This is a genomic window from Thioalkalivibrio sp. HK1, from assembly GCA_000583135.1.
Taxonomy (GTDB): Bacteria; Pseudomonadota; Gammaproteobacteria; order HK1; family HK1; genus HK1.
This window is the reverse complement of sequence record JFBG01000011.1, coordinates 67866-87190: the sequence shown is the minus strand read 5'-3', so window position 1 is coordinate 87190 and position 19325 is coordinate 67866. Positions and strand designations below refer to the sequence as shown.

16 protein-coding genes are annotated in these 19325 nt (G+C 58.8%); 6 read left to right on the top strand and 10 right to left on the bottom strand.

Going from position 1 to position 19325, the window contains the following annotated elements; translation table 11 throughout:
* Window positions 1–6: 6 nt before the first annotated feature.
* On the bottom strand, window positions 7–1380 hold the full coding sequence (locus BF99_RS22375; RefSeq protein ID WP_025769848.1) for a Fic family protein: 1374 nt from the start codon (window positions 1378–1380) through the stop codon (window positions 7–9).
* Window positions 1381–2374: 994 nt separating this feature from the next.
* On the opposite strand from BF99_RS22375, the gene acs reads away from it, so the two are divergent.
* Both acs and BF99_RS0103970 read left to right on the top strand, forming a co-directional pair.
* Window positions 2375–4315, top strand: a complete 1941-nt coding sequence (acs, locus tag BF99_RS0103975) for an acetate--CoA ligase (RefSeq protein WP_025769846.1) — start codon at window positions 2375–2377, stop codon at window positions 4313–4315.
* Between the two features lie 4 nt (window positions 4316–4319).
* On the top strand, window positions 4320–5882 hold the full coding sequence (locus BF99_RS0103970) for an alpha/beta fold hydrolase (protein ID WP_025769845.1): 1563 nt from the start codon (window positions 4320–4322) through the stop codon (window positions 5880–5882).
* Between the two features lie 22 nt (window positions 5883–5904).
* Here BF99_RS0103970 and BF99_RS21825 read toward each other — a convergent pair whose 3' ends face one another.
* The 3 genes from BF99_RS21825 to phaR all read right to left on the bottom strand — a co-directional run bounded on the left by BF99_RS21825 (window position 5905) and on the right by phaR (window position 8265).
* A complete protein-coding gene (locus BF99_RS21825; RefSeq protein WP_025769844.1) occupies window positions 5905–6222 on the bottom strand; it encodes a DUF6489 family protein in 318 nt (105 codons plus the stop codon).
* 209 nt (window positions 6223–6431) lie between these two features.
* The gene (gene phbB, locus BF99_RS0103955; RefSeq protein ID WP_025769843.1) at window positions 6432–7184 is read right to left on the bottom strand and encodes an acetoacetyl-CoA reductase; all 753 of its coding nucleotides are present in this window, start codon (window positions 7182–7184) and stop codon (window positions 6432–6434) included.
* A 517-nt stretch (window positions 7185–7701) separates the two neighbouring features.
* A complete protein-coding gene (gene phaR / locus BF99_RS20170; protein WP_025769840.1) occupies window positions 7702–8265 on the bottom strand; it encodes a polyhydroxyalkanoate synthesis repressor PhaR in 564 nt (187 codons plus the stop codon).
* A 386-nt stretch (window positions 8266–8651) separates the two neighbouring features.
* Between phaR and BF99_RS21820 the strand changes: the two genes are divergently transcribed.
* Window positions 8652–9497 carry a cytochrome C assembly family protein gene (locus BF99_RS21820; protein ID WP_051482766.1) on the top strand — a complete coding sequence of 282 codons (846 nt, stop codon included), beginning with the start codon at window positions 8652–8654 and terminating at the stop codon, window positions 9495–9497.
* Between the two features lie 200 nt (window positions 9498–9697).
* On the opposite strand, the gene BF99_RS22775 is transcribed toward BF99_RS21820, so the two are convergent.
* Window positions 9698–9850, bottom strand: coding sequence for a hypothetical protein (locus BF99_RS22775; protein WP_156013151.1), 153 nt, complete (start codon window positions 9848–9850; stop codon window positions 9698–9700).
* Between the two features lie 222 nt (window positions 9851–10072).
* Between BF99_RS22775 and BF99_RS22770 the strand changes: the two genes are divergently transcribed.
* Both BF99_RS22770 and BF99_RS0103910 read left to right on the top strand, forming a co-directional pair.
* Window positions 10073–10378: a hypothetical protein gene (locus BF99_RS22770; protein WP_156013150.1), complete on the top strand. Its 306-nt coding sequence runs from the start codon at window positions 10073–10075 to the stop codon at window positions 10376–10378.
* Between the two features lie 273 nt (window positions 10379–10651).
* Complete coding sequence (locus BF99_RS0103910; RefSeq protein ID WP_025769836.1) at window positions 10652–11926, top strand: HlyC/CorC family transporter; 1275 nt, start codon at window positions 10652–10654, stop codon at window positions 11924–11926.
* Window positions 11927–12057: 131 nt separating this feature from the next.
* On the opposite strand, the gene radA is transcribed toward BF99_RS0103910, so the two are convergent.
* Entirely contained in the window at window positions 12058–13407 is a 1350-nt protein-coding gene (gene radA, locus BF99_RS0103905; RefSeq protein WP_025769835.1) for a DNA repair protein RadA, read from the bottom strand.
* A gap of 342 nt (window positions 13408–13749) precedes the next feature.
* Between radA and cysC the strand changes: the two genes are divergently transcribed.
* Window positions 13750–15588 carry an adenylyl-sulfate kinase gene (gene cysC, locus BF99_RS0103895; RefSeq protein WP_025769833.1) on the top strand — a complete coding sequence of 613 codons (1839 nt, stop codon included), beginning with the start codon at window positions 13750–13752 and terminating at the stop codon, window positions 15586–15588.
* Window positions 15589–15829: 241 nt separating this feature from the next.
* Here the strand turns inward: cysC and dnaB are convergent, their stop codons facing one another.
* The 4 genes from dnaB to rpsR form a co-directional block, all read right to left on the bottom strand.
* Window positions 15830–17251, bottom strand: coding sequence for a replicative DNA helicase (gene dnaB / locus BF99_RS0103885; RefSeq protein ID WP_051482770.1), 1422 nt, complete (start codon window positions 17249–17251; stop codon window positions 15830–15832).
* Between the two features lie 61 nt (window positions 17252–17312).
* Complete coding sequence (gene rplI, locus BF99_RS0103880) at window positions 17313–17777, bottom strand: 50S ribosomal protein L9 (protein ID WP_025769831.1); 465 nt, start codon at window positions 17775–17777, stop codon at window positions 17313–17315.
* 82 nt (window positions 17778–17859) lie between these two features.
* Window positions 17860–18924, bottom strand: a complete 1065-nt coding sequence (locus tag BF99_RS0103875) for a hypothetical protein (protein ID WP_025769830.1) — start codon at window positions 18922–18924, stop codon at window positions 17860–17862.
* A complete protein-coding gene (rpsR, locus tag BF99_RS0103870; RefSeq protein ID WP_025769829.1) occupies window positions 18921–19148 on the bottom strand; it encodes a 30S ribosomal protein S18 in 228 nt (75 codons plus the stop codon). The genes BF99_RS0103875 and rpsR overlap by 4 nt, the downstream gene beginning before the upstream one ends.
* Window positions 19149–19325 lie beyond the last annotated feature (177 nt).

Below are 19325 nucleotides of genomic sequence, written 5' to 3'. Positions count from 1 at the left end.
AACACCTTAGATAGCCGCCGATGATCGACGCCTGCCGGGATTTTGGGGCAATGCCCGCAAGCGATCCGCGAAATCGGGGACGGCGGTGAATACGAAGCGCTTGCCGACCCGGCGGCGAGAAAGCAGACCTGAGGATTCCATCGACTCCAGATCGGTGCGCGCGGTCTGCAAGGCGATGCTCTTGCTGCGGGCGTGATCCTTGACCGTCATCGGAAGGCTCATATTCCGCAACAAATCGCCGACGATGGATATCTGACGAGGATTGAGGATAGCCCCGCCGGCCATCATCTCCTCGATCCGCTTGGCTCGCTCGGCCTTGTGCGCAAGATAGTCCCGCAAATCATCCAAGGCCTTTTCGATCGCATCCAGCTGATGGAGGATGAAATAGATCAGATCGTTATTGTCGGTCTCGACATAAAGATAGGATTTCGCATATCTCGCCGGGGCTCGAAGCAATATGCGGGAGATGGAGATGTACTCGCTCAGCCAATAACCCTTGCGCAACATCGACCAGTAAAAAAGGGCCCTCGCCAAGCGGCCGTTGCCGTCCACGAAATAGTGATCGTAAGCCGCTTGGAAGTGCAGGACGATGGCTCGCACCACAGGATGGATGAAACCCTCGCCGCTTTCTTCGTTGGCGAAACTGCACAGGGCTTCGAGACGACGGGGGAGTTCGCTCGCCGGAGGCGGCCGATGCACCACGCGATCCCGATAGTAAACGGCCACCCGCTTCTCGCCCTTGCGCTGCAAACGACCGGCGTGCTCGGCATGCTCCAAGGTATCGTCGACGATGCTGCGGTGCAGCGATAGAACACCATCCGGCGTGAGGGGTTCGTCGATCAATTCCTTGGCCCGAATCATCGCCTGGTAGTTGTTGAAAACCATCCTCTCGCCATGATTGTTCGGTCGGCGCTCGCTGCGCAGCAATTCTCTCGCTTCTTGACGGGTGGTCGCCGCCCCTTCGAGGAGGCTCGAGGTGATCGCCTCCTCGGCGATCAACGAGGACACCAAATAGCGTCGACCGACGATATCGCCGACGAGCGGATGGTCGATCATCAACTCTCCCCCGGCCTGCTGATCGATTCGGTGCAGGCTTTGCTGCATGCGATCGATATAGCCGAAGCGAAAGGGCTTGCCTTCGGTATCCGTCAAGGGCAGCCTACGAGCGATGGCGAGGCGAGCGATGGCGGTTCCCAACCACCACTGCCGATGGTCGAGTCCTTTAGGCGGCGAAAGACGGCGCATCCGATCCCAATGCAAGTAACGACCCTTCCCATCGGTCGGACGGGCGAGGCGGATGATCTCGTCGAGATCGCCCTTCGACGATTTGGCTCGGGCGAAGAGATCTTGGAAATCAGGAGGATGTTCGGGAATTTTCAAGGGATGATCCTCGGTGGCTCTTTTTATTTTACTGCTAAATTGACATTTATTAGCACCAAATTGACACATTGGCATATTGGCACTTCGGCCCCCGATCCGCCTCGTCGAGGCGAGGGCACCGCCGACTCCCCCCGCTTCGAGATCGATCGATGAGGTCTTTCGCATCGGAGAAAAACGAGAGCGCTCTCGAAGCCGGTCCCTCGATGGCGATCTTTTCATTGCTGCTAAATTGACACTTATTAGCACCAAATTGGCATATTGACATTTAGGTTCCCGGACATTTTTTTCAGGCGCGGCCGCCGAAATCCCCGGCCTCGAGCTCGATCGATGAGGCCTTTTCGCATCGGAGAAAAACGAGAGCGTCCTCGAGGAGAGTCCCTCGGTGGCGATCTTTTCATTGCTGCTAAATTGACACTTATTAGCACCAAATTGGCATATTGACACTTCGACTCCCGACCATCCTTTTCGGATCTTGGCTGCAACCGGGGAGACGACCAAGGATCGCCAAGGGCAAGCCATTGCCTGTCTTTTGGCTATATTCGCCCGAGAATTCGCAAGTCCCCGATAGGAGCCTTGGGCAATCGCCTTCGATTGGCGATGCACCTTTGCCCCTAAGAGCAATCAAGGGCGCCTTTCGAACAAGCCGATCCGGCGAATATCGATATGAAAGCGCGATCTTCGCAACCCGAGGGCGATTTTTCGCTATCCTTCGTTGGTCGCCGGCAATCTCCAAGGTTCGAAGAAAAGCCAAGCGAAGGCTCGAATCCCCCGACAACCACCATGCCGAGACGATCGACAAGGCCCCGTGAAGAGGGTCGAACGAGAAACCCGCATCGACACTTGCGGATCAAGAGCAAGGGCCGAAAACCGACCGGGGCGGTGAATCGAAGAGCCCCTCGACTTCGAGAACTCGGAAGCCTTTCATCCCCGCAAGATTCGATTCGCCGTCGTCGACCACACTCACCGATGACCATGAGGAAAAAGGAGGAGCGGAATGTCCGAATCGAATAGTTACGAAGTCAAGCCGCAAATCGCAAAAAACGCGCTGATCGACGAAGAATGCTATCAAGCCATGTACCGGCAATCGCTGGAGGATCCGGAAGGGTTTTGGGCGAAGATGGCGGACGATCACCTTGATTGGTTCAAAAAATGGGATCGGGTATCGAACTGGAGTTTTCAAGACGGCGTCTCCATCCGCTGGTTCGAAGGGGGGAAGCTGAATGTTTCCTGGAATTGCCTCGACCGCCACCTCGAAGAGCGCGGGGAGAAGATCGCGATCTTGTGGGAAGGGGATCAACCGGGCCAGGAAAGGAGGATCACTTTCAAGGAGCTGCATGGCGATGTTTGTCGCTTTGCCAATGTCCTCAAATCCCGCGGGGTGCGCAAGGGGGATCGGGTCTGTATCTACATGCCGATGGTTCCCGAAGCCGCGGTGGCGATGCTCGCTTGCGCCCGGATCGGAGCGGTGCATTCGGTGGTCTTCGGCGGCTTTTCCCCCGATGCCTTGCGCGATCGCATCATCGACTCCGATTGTCGGATCGTGATCACCGCCGACGAGGGGCCGCGCGGCGGTAAAAATGTCCCGTTGAAAGGCAACACCCATCAGGCACTCGAATCCTGCCCCGATGTCGGCACCTGCATCGTGCTGCGGCGTACCGGCGGCGATATTCCTTGGCGAGAAGGACGCGATATCTGGTACCACGAGGCGATGGAAAACGCCTCCGCCGAGTGCGCCCCCGAGGAGATGGACGCCGAGGATCCCCTCTTCATCCTCTACACCTCGGGATCGACCGGCAAGCCCAAGGGGGTGCAGCACTCCCAAGCGGGATATCTTCTCTACACCACCATGACCTTCCGCTATGTCTTCGATTACCACGAAGGGGATGTTTTTTGGTGTACCGCGGATGTGGGATGGGTCACCGGGCACTCGTATGTCGTCTACTCGCCGCTTTCGAACGGGGCCACGACCTTGATGTTCGAAGGGGTGCCGAACTATCCGGATCACTCGCGCTTTTGGGAGGTCTGCGATCGACACCGGGTCAATATCTTCTATACCGCCCCCACCGCGATTCGAGCGCTGATGGGGCAAGGCAATGAATTCGTCACCCGCACCGAGCGCAAGAGCCTGCGCATCCTCGGCTCCGTGGGCGAACCCATCAACCCCGAGGCTTGGGAATGGTATTACCGCATCGTCGGCGAAGAGCGCTGCCCGATCGTCGACACCTGGTGGCAAACCGAAACCGGGGGCATCCTGATCGCTCCCCTGCCCGGCTGCACCGACCTCAAGCCGGGCTCCGCCACTCGACCCTTCTTCGGCGTCGAGCCGGTGATCGTGGATAACGAAGGAAAGGAACTTTCGGGCGCCGCCGAAGGAGCTTTATGCATCAAACGAAGCTGGCCGGGGCAGATGCGCACCGTCTTCGGGGATCACGAGCGCTTCGTGCAAACCTATTTCTCGACCTTCGAAAACCTCTACATGACCGGGGACGGGGCGCGACGGGACGACGATGGCTACTACTGGATCACCGGACGAGTCGACGATGTGATCAATGTCTCCGGCCATCGGATGGGAACCGCCGAGGTCGAAAGCGCCTTGGTCTTGCATCCGGATGTCGCCGAGGCGGCGGTGGTGGGATATCCGCATCCGATCAAGGGACAAGGGATCTACGCCTATATCACCCTCAACACCGGCGTCGAGCAAAGCGATGAACTGGAAAAATCGCTGGTGCAGACCGTGCGCAAGGAGATCGGACCGATCGCCAGCCCCGATCTCATCCAGTTCGCACCGGGGCTTCCCAAGACCCGATCCGGCAAGATCATGCGCCGCATCCTGCGCAAGGTCGCCATGAACGAGATCGAGGAATTGGGCGATACATCGACCCTTGCCGAGCCTGCGGTGGTCGACGATATCATCGAGAATCGTCGAAATCGCTGAATCCTTGGACAAGCGCAAGGCGCACCCCGACGAGCTGCTCGCGATCTTCGATGCCGGGATCGAGGATCTTCTGCGCGGGCGGTTCGGCGAGGCGGGATCGTCCTTCATGGCGATGTCCCGGCCTTGGATATCGCTGATACACGCCCTTGGAAGAAGGCCGGCGCATGATCCATCGCGCAAGGAGATGGAAGGGGCGATCAGGGCGATCGCCCTTTTCGCCCAAAGATTGTCCTTGAACGTCGCGCTCTCGCTCCGGCAGGCCACGGCTTTCGAAGATCGACAGCGGGCGATGCAAGAAAGCGACCGGGACGGGGTCGGGCAGCAAGGCGCAGGGCTCGACCCGCTCTTTGCGATCGATGCCTACGAACGGATCGTGCGGCAGGCGAATGCCCATTTCCGGCGGCGGGCTCGAGAAGCCCTCTTCGACGATGCCTTGGGGCAGGCCTTCGCCGCCTCGCTGCAATGGCTGGAAAGCGATCCCGAGGTCGCCGCCGGGATCGCTCGCGTCCTATCAAGGCCCGCTTCGGATTCCAATCCCCCATCTTCGGGATCTTCGAAGGCGCAGCGATCCTCGGCACGGCCTTGCGCCGTCGAAGAACGAGCGCTCGACGGGGGCGATCTCCTTATCCACCATCGGGCTCCGGTTGCCAAAAAAGCCGATGCCCTGATCGTCCCCGGCTTCCTCGCCGGATCCTCTCTTTTCGATCTCGATCCGCAATCCTCGGTGATGGCAACGCTGGCCCGCCACGGCATCGACTGCTGGATGCTCGAAAGGGGGCGGGCTTGCAAGGGAGGCGGCAGTCTTTCGCAACAAATCCAAGGTATCGAGCGCGCATTGGATGCGGTGCGTCTTCTCGCCGATTCCCCCTCTTCTAAGGCGATCCATCGCCCGGCCATCATCGGGCATTTTCATGGTGGAACGCTGGCCCTCCTCCACTGCCTGGCCCATCCGGGCAAGGCAAGAGCGCTGGTCACCCTCTCGACCCCGATCGATTTCGCGACCGAAGACGATCTTCTCTCTCACTGGCTACGGGGGCTCGATGGCGAAAGGCTGGTGGGGATCTTCGAAAACCTGCCGGGGGGATTGCCGGCGCTCTTGACGGCGATGATCTCGCCGATACCCGATGACGGACAGGGTCTGTCGGCACTGCCGATAGCGATGGATCGCGCCCGAGCGAGGCATCGAGAGCGCTTGAATGTCGCCCGCCGGATCCCGCCCGAATTCCCCGGCCGATGCTTTCTTTCGATGCAGCGCATGTTCTATCGGGACAATGCCCTGATGACGAAAACGAGCGATATCGGCAAGCGACTCGAAGAGGAGGCGACGATGGTCGGCGCGCGATCCTCGACCCTCGACGATCTCGGTCTGCCGATCCTCAATGTCGTGGCCTGCGAAGATCGCATCGTCCCTCCGGCCGCCTCCCGTCCTTTGGCGAGGATCGCACCGAATGCCCCTCATACCTCGATGGAATACGACGGGGGGCACTTCGATCTCTTCGGCGACGAGGCCGCGCACGATCGACTCTTTCCGAGCATCGCGACTTGGCTCGGTCAAACCCCAACCTGACGAGGGATTCCTCGGCTTGCGATCACGTCTTTTCGTGATCGTCTCTTTTGCGATCGTCCGCCGACGACGAGGCCCTTTGTTGCCGCGCTTGATTCGAATCGGCGCCGGGGGCGAAGGTGGAAAGGGTCTTCAAAAACGCCTTTTGCATCGCTTCCATCCCCGCCGGATCCGGGGTGATGAAAGGACGCATCATCTGCACCGGATCGAATCCCTCGATCCCCGATTGCATCTGCCGGCTAAACGATTGGAGCATCTCCTCCTGCAAAGGCTGCACATTCGGAAGGCCGAAGAATTCCCGCAGTTCCGCCGGTGTCACGTCGAACTCGATATGAATCTTCATATTCTGGCTCCTCTTGGTTATTCGGATTCGGGCGAGCGAGCGCCGATATCGCCTCCCGATCTTAACCCTTACCCTCGGTGCGACAAACGACCTCGCCCTTTGAATCGTGGATTTTGGGATCGGGAATCTTCAAGTCGCGAAATCCGACGACCCTCGAGTCCACGGCCTCGCCTCGATCCGATGATCCCGTCGATCCCCTCGATATACCGTCAACGCATGTGAAGACCGCCGTTGATGTCGTGGTTGGCCCCGGTGATGAACGCCGCCTCGTCGGAACATAAAAAAGCGACGAGGGCGGCGATCTCGAAAGTCTCGCCCAAACGCCCCACCGGAATTCGATCGACGATCTCTTCGAGGATATTCGCCGGTATCTTCTCGACCAACTTCGTGCTCATATATCCAGGAGAGACGGTATTGACCGTCACCCCCTTGCGCGCCACTTCCTGGGCGAGGGCCATCGTGAATCCATGCATCCCGGCCTTGGCCGCGGAATAGTTGGTCTGACCGAACTGCCCCTTGACCCCGTTGACGGAGGAAATATTGACGATGCGCCCGAATCCGCGCACCGTCATACCGTCGATGACTTGGCGAGTCATGTTATACACACCGTCCAAGTTGGTGGTCAGGACCGCATCCCAAGCGTCTTTCTCCAACTTCTTCAAGGTCGCATCCCGAGTGATGCCCGCACAGTTGACCAGAACATCCACCGGACCGATCTCGTCTTGGACCTTCGAGACCCCCCGGGAGCAGGATTCGTAATCCGTGACATCGACCTCTATCAATGCGACCTCCCCTCCATCGGCATGCGCTTGTCGGGCGCTCCAATCCTTGGCCTCGTCGCTGCCGACCGCCTGCGGAAGATCCAGCGCCACCACCTTGAAATTCCGCTGCGACAATCGTTCGCAAATCGAACGCCCGAGTTGCCCCAGCCCACCGGTTACCAATGCAATCCTTCCTGACATCGAAAAACCTCCCTTTGGATCTCGTACTTGGATGTGGATTCATGGCCGCCTTCGGAAGTTCGAATCCGAAAAAAAACCGAAGGCGCAAGGATCGACCTTTCGGCCTCGGTCGAAAAAACGATTCTCCGACTTCGAAGGCGATATGGACAAGATTATGTTGCAGTGCAACAACTCGAATGATACCAGCAAATTCGATCGAACTCGATCACCTCGCTTACCTATCCAAGGGCTTCGAGTCGAAAAAGACCCAAGTCCGAGGGAGTTGGCGATCATCGAGGCGAAGGGCGCCCTCGAGGGTATCGGGTCTCAAGATCAGGCTGGGGGGATCGGATAAAAAGGATCGGATAAAAAGGATCGAGTAAAAAGGATCGAGTAACGATAAAGAGAAGCGGTCGATAACAAGAAGCGGCTCTGCCGATCCTTGGCCGGCATGCCATAGAATCGGTCGACACCGGGGCCCGCTCGAATCCAACGCCAAAGCCCGCAAGCGCGCGGGCGCAAACAATCGATCGATCCCTTAGGGAGTCTTGTTCGGATCTCGATCCGATGGTGGATCGCCGCTATCCGAGATCGGATCGGAATCCGAGGAATGAGTCCTCGCTCCGGCATGATCGGTCTGCAAGGTGCGCTCCAAAGGACCGGTGGCCGCCCGCATCAAGTTGCTCTGCATCTCCTGCCATGCGAAGAGATTGCGCTCGGTGATCTCGCGCATCGCCGAAATGGGATCGCTGCTCATCATCGCCTGCATCTGCCTTTGGAAGCCCGCCTGCTGATCCACGAAAAGGCTCAAACTACGCTCCAAATAGCTGGTCACCGCTCCTTGCAACGAACCGCCATAGAAGCGGATAATCTTCTCGAGCACCTGCTCGCTGAAAATCGGCGTCCCTCCTTCCTCCTGCTCCATGATGATCTGCAGCAAAATGCTGCGGGTGAGATCCTCGTCGGAGCGGGCATCTCGAACCTGAAAAGGAGTCTGCCGAAAGACGAGATCTCGGACATCGCTCAATGTGACATATTTGCTGATCTCCGTATCGTAAAGGCGCCGATTCGGATATTTTTTGATGATGCGGGGCTCGCTCATTTCAAATCCTCTTTGTCGGTCGGTTTGTCGGTCGACACCGAACAAGGGTGCAAAAAACGGTATCGATGGATCGAGCGAGGCAGCGGGGCTCAACCGAGTATCGGGATATGGTACTTATCAATCCGATATCTTGCATCCGCTTCGGCATCGACACCGAGAGGGCTCGCCGACGATACCGCTGCTCATCGACCGGGGCGGGGTGCGTTTTTCGATGCTCCGTTCTCGCCGTCGATCGCAGGTAAAAGGCGCATGGCTTGGCGGAAGCATCCGGCGAGGGATCGATCGGCGCAATATCCTTGCTTGGAAAGTGCCGTATATTGCACCATCGCATTTCCCCGACGCATATCCGCCCTCGTTCGAAGGATGAAGAATCGGCATCGACCCCGATGATATCGACCACCTCTTTTTTCGCCTTCGTCGCCACCCTCGCCTATCTGGTGGCGGCCGTTCGCATCGCCCAAGGGATTGCGAGCGTCCCCGACGACAGCGACGGTTCGGCGGTGCCCCATGATCGGCTCGCCCGCCGGGTCGCCTTGGGCGGCATCGTTTCGCACGCCATTGCCCTTTGGCCCTCGCTCTTCGTCGGGCCGGATCCCTTCGCTCCCGATCTTGCGATCACCCTCTCGCTGGCGGGCTTGATCACCATCGCCATGTTCGTCATCGCCGCCGACCTGCGATGGATGGATCAGGGGGCGGGGATGTTGGTGCTCTCGCTGACTTCCTTCGCCCCCCTCGTACCCGTGATATGGACCTCGCCCCCGGCGGTGACCTTGAGCGAAACGACGATCCATCTTCATGCGACCATTTCTCTGGCAGGCTATGCGATATTGACGCTCGCCGTCTTTCAGGCCTTGGTCTTCTCTTGGCAGGAATTCCGTATCCGCAATCATCGACCGAGCGCGGCTTTGAGCTCCTTCGCTTCTTTGGAAACCCAAGAGCGCTGGCTCTTCCAGTGGGTGGGGTTGGGTTTTTTCCTGCTGAGCCTGAGTCTTATCAGCGGGTTGATGTTCATCGAGGATATCTTGGAACAACATTTGGTCCATAAAACGGCGCTCTCATGCTTGGCCTGGGCGATCTTCGGCACCTTGCTTTGGGGACGCCGACGATACGGCTGGCGGGGGCAGCAGGCGGTACGCTGGTGCCTCTTCGGCTTCGTGGCCCTTGCGATCGCCTATTTCGGTAGCCGTTTGATCCTCGAAGTGCTGCTGGATCGACGCTGGTATCCGGCTTGATCTCGGCCTTTGGAAAGGTTTCCTTCGAGGGTTCGCTCATGGAGTCGAATGGCCTCGAAGGGCCTCGATCCTCGAGATACGCGCATCCTTAACTCTCCTTGGATCTTGACATTCGGCTCGATACTCATTAAAAGGAGATCCAAGTTTTCGATGAATTGGCAAATCACCCGTCGAATCTCGAGCCTCGATGAATATCGACACTAGGAGAGCGCAAATTTGAAATTGTGCGAGCATTCCGATATCCGCTCCTTGCCTTCGCCTCTTTCAGCGAATATCTCCTCGGCGGGGGCGCAAGGCGGCCTTGCCTTTTGTCCGCGCAGGTGCGCCCTGCGATGCGCGGCATCGATATCCACCGGTGCGGATCGAAGCCGCCCGATATCGTATTCGGCGCCCTATCCGGCTCGAACCCTCCACCTTACATCCGAACCCCCTTCGCCGAGCGAATCCGAAAATCTCGCCGAGGCTCTCGATGCCCTCACGAAAGAGCGTTCCTCGATTCCGATCGAGCGAGCATCGACTCCGCTTTCGAAATTCCGGCTAAGGATCGCAGATCAACGACAACCGAGGAGGTCGATATGAAAAACAAGGTTCTGTCTTTCGATGATGTCGAAGAAATCGTTCATGAGGTCAACAAGAACAACTACAGCGATTTGAAAATATTGAAGCTCTCGGTCGAGGATATGTACCAGCAGGAATACTATGCGGATCAAGACATGGATGCGGTCGATATATTGATCCGGCTGACCTTCGAGGGCGTCTTCGACGATTTGGATTTCATGACGAAATTCGGATTCATTTCAAGGGTGGGCAAGGTCGCCAAGGAAAAGGGGGAGGAAAGAAATATCTACATCGATTTCAGACCGTCGGATACCGATATCTGACGATGGATCCGATGATCGCTTGCGCTCGTCGCTTCTTGCAAGGCATCGGATGCCGATATCGTCGATGCTCGGCACGGTCTTGCATCGTCCATCGACAAGGATATCGACTCGAGGGCGAGGGAATCGAATTCATCGCCCGAGCTCGATGTGCGCGAATATCCGCTCGCTCGATTTCGAAGACGGATTCGAAAATCGCTCGATATCCTTCGGGGAATCTCGGCCCGAGGGATATCGGGCCATCGAAAAGAATCCACGCATGAGGGTCCACTTCGTTTGAGCCAAGTTCCTCTTGGAATACTGTTCGGTATTCTCATCCTTTTGATCTTGATCTCGGGGTTTTTCTCGAGCTCGGAAACCAGCATGATGGCCTTAAGTCGCTACCGTCTACGCCATTTGGCGCAGAAAGGGCATCGGGGGGCGATAAAGGCGAGCGAACTGCTCGAGCAACCGGATCGGCTGCTCGGACTGATCCTCCTCGGCAACAACCTCGTCAATATCGCCGCCGCTTCGCTGGCGACCTTGATCGCGCTGCGCACTCTCGGCGAAGCGGGGGTCGCATTGGCCGCCGGGCTGCTGACCTTGGTCATCTTGATCTTTGCCGAGGTCGCCCCGAAAACCCTCGCCGCCCTGCATCCGGAGAGGATCGCCTTCCCTGCGGCTTGGGTGTTGACCGTCTTGATGGCGATCTTTCGTCCGTTGGTGATTGCCATCGCCATGATGGCCAACGGATTGTTATGGCTGCTTCGGATCAAGATCCACGGTTCGGATCGAGATACCCTAAGTCGCGATGAGCTGCGCACCCTCGTCAGCGAGGCGGGAGCGCTGATCCCGCTCAGTCATAAACAGATGCTGATCGGCATTTTGGATCTCGAAAAGATGGCGGTCGACGATATCATGATCCCGCGCGACGAGATCGAGGCGATCGATCTCGATGAATCTCCGCCGGAGATATTGGAGAAAATTCACCAAGCCGAACACACCCGCATCCCCCTTTATCGAGGGAATATCAACGAGATCTTCGGGGTGTTGCATATCAAAAGAGCGATTGCCGCACCGAATGACGATAGCCTGCCCGCATGGCTGGAAGAGCGAGCAAATGAAGCCTCTTTCGCCCCCGTGGGCACTCCTTTGGGGGTGCAGCTGCGCAACTTCCAGAGATCGCGCAATCATCTATGGCTCATCGTCGACGAGCTCGGCGATATCGAGGGCCTGCTCACCATCGAAGATCTGTTGGAAGAGATCGTCGGGGAATTTTCCACCGATCCCATGAAGGATGTGAGGGTGGAAGCCGATGGCTCCTATCTCGTCGACGGACTCGCCAATCTCCGGGATATCAACCGCGAGATGCAATGGGAGCTCCCCACCGACGGGCCCAAGACCGTCAACGGCCTGTTGCTCGAGCACCTCGAAACCATTCCCGAGCCCGGCACCAGCATCATGATCGCAGGCTACCCCTTCGATATCATCAAAACCACGAGCAAAGGGGTGCGCTTGGCCCGTATCAATCCTGCACGGAGACAAAAGCCCGAAGCCGTCGAAGGCACCTGATCGCCCATCCGTCTTCCAAGGAGAACCTTTCGAATCCCCCTGCCCGACGCCGAGCCGCCGGGCCCTTCCGATCCCCTTTGCAAAACCGCCCTGTCAAGCGCTCACCGTGCAAACCCGAAAGATCCGATGGCTCAAAGGTGATCGAGGGCCGATTCGATGCGTTTGACGGCGATGACCTCGATGCTCTTCGGAGGGTGCCTCGGGATATTGGCCGCGGGTACCAGCGCCTTGGTGAATCCGTGTTTGGCCGCTTCGCGCAAACGCTCCTCGCCCCCGGGAACGGGCCGGATCTCTCCCGCCAAACCCACCTCTCCGAAAACCACCGTGCGGCGATCCACCGATCGCTCGCGCACGCTGGAGCGGACCGCGGCCAGCAGCGCCAGATCCGCACCGGTCTCGCTGATACGCACTCCGCCGGCGACATTGGCGTAGATATCCAATCCGTGGGTGGATATTCCGGCATGACGGTGAAGCACCGCGAGCAGCAGATTCAACCGCGACTGATCGAATCCGGTGGCGAATCGACGGGGCGGGCCGAAGGACTCGTCGGCCAAAGCTTGCAGTTCGACCAAGAGGGGACGCGTGCCCTCGCGGATCACCGCCACCACGCTGCCAGCCACCTCCTCCTCGCCGCGGGCGAGGAAGATCGCCGATGGATTGCGCACGCCTTTGAGGCCGGTATCGGTCATCGCGAACAATCCGATCTCGTTGGCGGCCCCGAAGCGATTCTTGACCGCCCGAATCACCCGAAACCGGCGCTCGGCCTCGCTTTCGAAATAAAGAACGGTATCGACCAGATGCTCCAAGACCCTGGGTCCGGCCAACGCCCCGTCCTTGGTGACATGCCCGACGAGAAAAGTCACCATCTCATCGTCCTTGGCTTGACGGGCCAGTCTGGCGGCGCATTCTCTCACTTGGGAGACGCTTCCGGGGGCGGAGGGCAACTCCTCGGTGAAGATGGTCTGGATGGAATCGATGACCACGATTCGAGGACGCTCTACGCTCAAAAGATCGAGGATCGTCTCCGCTCGGGTCTCGGCCAGCAAGCGCACCCGATCCGCGGCCACCCCCAGCCGACGAGCGCGAAGGGCCACTTGGCGAATCGACTCCTCCCCGCTGACATAGAGCACCTGCCGCTCGGTCTCGCAAGATAGCCCGGCCAAGGCTTGCAAGAGCAAGGTGGACTTGCCGATACCGGGCTCGCCGCCGATCAACACCACCCCGCCGGGAACCAGTCCGCCGCCCAGCACCCGATCGAGCTCATCGATGCGGGTTTCGATCCGGGTCTCGGGGGATATATCCACGCTCGCCGCCGTAACCGGGCGCGCAACGGGGCGAGCGAGGTGCGAACGGGATCGGGATCCGCGATCGATTTCGAGCTCGAGGGAGTTCCAAGCCCCGCAATCGGGGCACTGCCCATGCCATTGCCTCGAACCGGCGCCGCATTGGGTGCAGATATAGATGTTGCGCTGTTTCGCCATATCCGATGATGATTCCCGATGAGGATCCCGCAAGCGTTGCCCGGTGGTCGGTGGTCGATGGGTCGAGATGAACAAAGCATCGAGCGATACCCCGGCGCTCCCGATGCACCGCTTCGATGCCCGCTTGTTTAAAATCGGCGGCGGGGATCCTTCGAGATCGCCTCGTATCGATGGGATCTGCGATGGATTTCAAGATGATAATCCGGGGCACCGCCCTTCGGCCTTGGAAGAGATCGAGCGGAAAAGGATCCCGATCGATGATCGACTCCTTATCGATCCCTTCGTCGATTCACCCGTCGATTCCCGTCGAAGCGAACAACCATAAAAGGTCCGACCCCCGCCATGCCGCCTCGCTGCGATTCATCTCCTTTTCCCTTGCGCCCCTTGCTCGTCGACGATGACGAGGCGAAATCCCTGCGCCAAGAGATCGCAAGATTACCCGCGATCGTCCTTTCGATGTCTCAAATGGACGATCTCGAGCTATTGCTGAGCGGGGCCTTCACCCCCTTGGATGGCTTCATGGACCAAGAGAATTGGCATGGCGTCCTCGAATCGATGCGCCTTGCCGACGGGAGTCTATGGCCGATGCCGCTGACCTTGGATGTCGACGCCAAGACCGCCTCGACCATCGAGCCCGGGGCGAAGATCGCCTTGCAGGATCCGGAAGGGCTGGCGTTGGCGGTGCTCGAGGTCAGCGAACGATGGCGCGCCGACAAACGACGAGAGGCGCAAGGGATCTACGGCACCGCCTCCGAGGATCATCCGGGGGTGCGGCGGCTCGAAGAAAGCGTCGGGGAGTTCCGGATCGGCGGAAGGGTGCGCGGCCTGCACCTCCCGCAGCGCTATGACTATCTGGATCTGCGCCACACCCCGAAGAGCCTTCGCCGCCGCTTCGTCGAACTCGGGTGGCAGCGGATCGTCGCCTTTCATACCGCTCGCCCCATCCACAAGGCGGAGCGGGCCATGACCCTCGAAGCCGCGCAAGCGGCCGATGCGCGATTGCTGATCCACCCCGTCATCACCGAAACCACGATTCCGGGTCTGCGCCATCTCTCCCGAATGCGCAGTTACCGGAGCGTCCTGCGACACTATCCGCCACGATCCGCATTGCTTTCGCTGCTACCCTTGGCGACATATACCGCCGGTCCCAAAGAGGCGCTATGGCATGCGCTGATCCGCCGCAACTATGGCTGTACCGGATTGATCGTCGAGACCGACCATGCGAGCCCCACCGGGCAAGACCGGGATCATCCAGAGCGAAGCATCTATCCGCCGTGGGCGGCCTTGGAATTGGCCCTTCGATACGAGGAAGAGCTGGGAATCGCGATCATCCCCGGCGAGCGAATGGCTTGGGCTCCGAGTCGACAGCGCTTCGTCCGCCTTCCCCCGAGCGGCACCGGCAACGGGGATGCAAACGGCGATCGATCGGAAACGAGCGCGGGGAAGGAGCGGCACCTCGAAGCGGCGAGCGATGACTTCGAATCGCCCGAGATCCTCATGCTCAGCGATGCCGAATGCGAAACCCGCCTCGCTCGGGGTTCGACGATACCCCACTGGTATTCCTGGCCCGAGGTCATCGATGATCTGCGCAAGGCCTTCCCCCCGCCGCACAAGCAGGGATTCACACTCTTTTTCACCGGGCTTTCGGGCTCGGGAAAATCCACCTTGGCGAGGATCATCTACGGCCGTTTGATCGAGGAGGAAGAGCGACCGGTCAGCCTGCTCGACGGCGATGTCGTGCGCCGCCATCTCTCGAGCGAGCTCGGATTTTCAAAGGCCCATCGGGATATCAATATCCGACGCATCGGCTTCGTCGCAGGCGAGATCACCAAGAACGGGGGCATCGCGATATGCGCTCCCATCGCCCCCTACGCCGATACCCGCCGGGATGTACGGGAGATGATCGAAGCCTTCGGGGCCATGATCGAAATCCACGTCTGCACCCCTTTATCCGTCTGCGAATCCCGAGACCCCAAGGGGCTCTATGTGCGAGCCCGCAAAGGCCTGATACCGGAATTCACCGGGATCAGCGATCCTTACGAAGCACCAAAAACCCCTGAGATCCGCATCGACACCACCGACACCGATCCCGGCGAAGCGGTACGGGAAATTTTTCGCTATCTCAACGAAAAGGGATTCATCGGCTCGCCGAGCCGGCATCGAGGCGAATATCCTCGATAGGCGCTTTTTAGATGGGATCGATTCATTGACGATCGATTCATCGACGATCGATTCATCGACGGGCTCGTTCCCGATGCCTGCGGATATCACACCATGGCGTTTTTTTCGGCTTCGTCGAAGCAGGCGGCGATCGATGCCTTGGTATGGATATCGAAAGCGGCCAATTCGCGAAAAAACGATGGGGCGAGGGGCGAGACGGATCCAACTCGATCGACGCCGATCGATGCCGACCGATGGATCGTCAATCCTGGATATCGGAATCCGAGTAAGCCACTTCCTTGTAGTCGGATCTGGAATAATCATCCCGAGCGTAGTTTTCGAATCGAGTGTACTGACTCAAAAAAGCCAGATCGACCCGCCCGATGGGGCCGTTTCTTTGCTTGCCGATGATGATCTCCGCCTTGCCCTTGTCGTCGCTGTTCTCGTTGTAGACCTCATCTCGATAGATGAAGAGGATCAGATCCGCATCTTGTTCGATCGCTCCCGACTCGCGCAGGTCGGACATCACCGGCCTTTTGTCGGTGCGCTGCTCCAAGCCGCGATTGAGCTGCGAAAGGGCAACCACCGGTACCATCAACTCTTTCGCCAAGGATTTGAGGGAGCGCGAGATCTCGGAGATCTCGGTGGCACGATTCTCGCGAGAGCCCGGCACATGCATCAGCTGCAGATAGTCCACCACGACCAATTCGAGCCCTTGCTCGCGCTGCAAACGTCGACAGCGAGCCCTAATATCGTTCGGAGTCATGGCCGGATCGTCGACCATGTAAATGCGGGTCTTTTCCAATAGGGTCAGCTGGGCGGTCAACCGCGGCCAATCGTCGCTGTCAAGACGACCGGTGCGTACCTTTTGTTGATCGATCCTTCCCAGCGAAGAGAGCATCCGCATGGTGAGTTGCTCGGCGGGCATCTCCATGCTGAAAACCGCCACCGTTTTCTCGCCTTTGATGGCCGCATCCTCGACCATATTCATCGCAAAGGAGGTCTTGCCCATCGACGGACGACCGGCGACGATGATCAGATCGCCGGCCTGCAACCCCGCGGTTTTTTGATCCAGATCCTGAAAGCCGGTCGAGATGCCGGTCAAGGTGGACCCGCTGCGATTGAGTTCGCTGATACGCTCGAAGGCTTTGGTCAGCAGGGAGTGGATCGGAACGAATTCGTCCTTGCCCCCTTGCCTGCCGATCTCGAGGATCTTTCGCTCCGCATCGTCGAGAATTTCGGCGGGCTCTCGACCCTCGGGGCGCAAGGCGGTATCGGCGATATCGGTCCCGGCGCGCGCAAGTTCGCGCAAGATGGCGCGTTCTCGCACGATCTCGGCATAGGCGACGATATTTGCGGAACCCGGGGTATTGTCGACGAGCCCGTAGAGATAATCCTGTCCGCCCGCTTCGTCCAGCCGGCCCTCTTGATCGAGGCGCTCGACGACCGTCAGCGCATCGCAGGCTTGCCCCTTTTCCCCCAAGGCCAGCACCGCTGCGAAGATATGCTGGTGCTCCAAACGATAAAAATGCTTCGTTTCGATCACGGAGGCGATGCGATCCAACGCCTCCTTATCGAGCATCAAGCCCCCGAGAACCGCCTGCTCGGCCTCTTGCGACCACGAAGGCGCGCGCAAAGAGGCCAAGCGCGGATCGGGCGAGGGGGCATCTTCGCTGCGCTCGATCACGGGAGTGCGAACAAGGGTGTCGATTGCTCGATGGGCCGGATATCGGATGGTCCTTGTATCAAGAAGACGAGGCGGGCTCTTCCTCTTCCACCACCACGCTGATCATGGCCTTGATATCCGAATGGATCCGAACGGCCACGGTATAGGTTCCAAGGCGACGAATTCCCTCGTCAGGCATGCGCAACTGCTGACGGGCAATCTCATGACCCGATTCGGCAAGCGCCTGAGCGACATCCGCAGCGTTGACCGAGCCGAACAACCTTCCTTCGGTTCCCGCTTTGCGTCGGATCAACAGCTCGGTATCTTCCAAAGCGGCGGCCAGTTTCTCCGCTCGACTCATGGCCTCGGCCTCTTGGCGCTCCAACGCCGCCCGACGCTCCTCGAACTCCGCTAAATTCTTCGAGGTCGCAGGCAAAGCCATACCCTTGGGGATCAGATAGTTCCGGGCGAATCCGGGCTTGACCTGCACCTTATCCCCCAACTGGCCGAAACGTCCGACCCTCTCCAGCAAAATCACTTCCATGTCACCACCTCTTTATCGATTCTCGTGGTTTTCCAACCACTGACATTCCCGGCCCGGTTCGTCCACTCGGCCGGATGGTTTTTCACCGATCCTCGTCATCTCCTGGAGTTCGATGGGTCAAACGGGCTCGGTAATTCATCCACGTATCCGAAAAACCGGCCAAAAGCAGTGCCAGATGAATCAGCAGCGCCAAGCCGGGAAGCAAAAAGGGTCCCAAGAAGATCCCCGTATACATCAAGAACAACCAAGTCCCTTGAAGGCGGTATCGCTTGACAAGGGCATGCGCCAACGCAATTCCCTGAACGATATAGACCGATGCCGCCAGAATGAATAAATCCTGAAAAATACCCGATTTCGGATCGCTTGAGGATACGGAGGATACGAAGGTCACCGACAGCAGGGCTAGGGTGACGATCGTGAATCGGCGACCGAGATCGAGGGCGCGAAACTCACGCCCGAATCCCCCGGGATTCATCAAGACCGCTTGCGCATAGCGAGCCAAGCACATCGTAACGAAGAGCAAGATGACGAAGGTCGCCATGAAAATGCCGACGAGCGGGGATGACCCGAGATCGATCGGCATCACCGCATTCGCATCGTTCGCATCGGGGTCGTTCGGATCATCAAAGGTCTTCGGTCCTTGCGATGCGCCGAGATCGGGCAGTTCCATCAATGGCAGATCCCGAAACAGCGCCTGATTTCGGTGCTCGGCCGAATCCGGGATCTGTAGGTGGATGACGGCGATCCCGATACCTGCAAGTGCCGTCGCCCCCGCCAGCAAATTCCCCCAAGAGATACCGATCCGCAAGGCGCCGCAGGCGACCACCACCGTGAAGATCAGCGACAGATGCCAAGGGATGTGGAATGTCACCCACTGTTGGGAAATAAACGAGAGCGATAGGAAGGCCAAAAGCACCGTCCCCACCCCTACGCCGATCCCCTCTTTCACTCCGTGGAGCAGCGTGGCCAAGCCGATGATCGCCAAACTGAACAACATTCCGAAGGCGGGCACCGACAGGCTTAAGAACGACACCCCCATCGCATGGTAGCGGCTGCGGGTGATGAAACCGAGAAGGGGCACGGGCTTGCTTCCCCGATGCAAGGGCGGGCGGCGGGCGGGGCCGACAGCCCCGCCTCGCACCCTCAACTATGCTGATCGGTATAGGGAATGAGCGCGAGAAAACGAGCACGCTTGATCGCCCGCGCAAGTTGACGCTGGTAGCGAGCCTTGGTCCCCGTGATCCGGCTGGGAACGATCTTGCCGGTCTCCGAGATATAGGACTTGAGGGTGGCGATATCCTTGTAGTCGATCTCCTCGACCCCTTCGACCGTGAATCTGCAGTAGCGCCGCCTACGATAAAAACGTGCCATCGACCCGTTACCTCCCGATTTGTGAGAAATTCAGTGTTATCGAGTCATTCGAATGATCGCGAATGAACCATCGAAGGACATGTATCCGGCGAAAGACGCATACGCGCCCGATCTTTCGGAAATGCCCGCTTGCAAAGCCGCTATTTGGATTCGCTGTCTTGCGAGGGATCGCTCTTC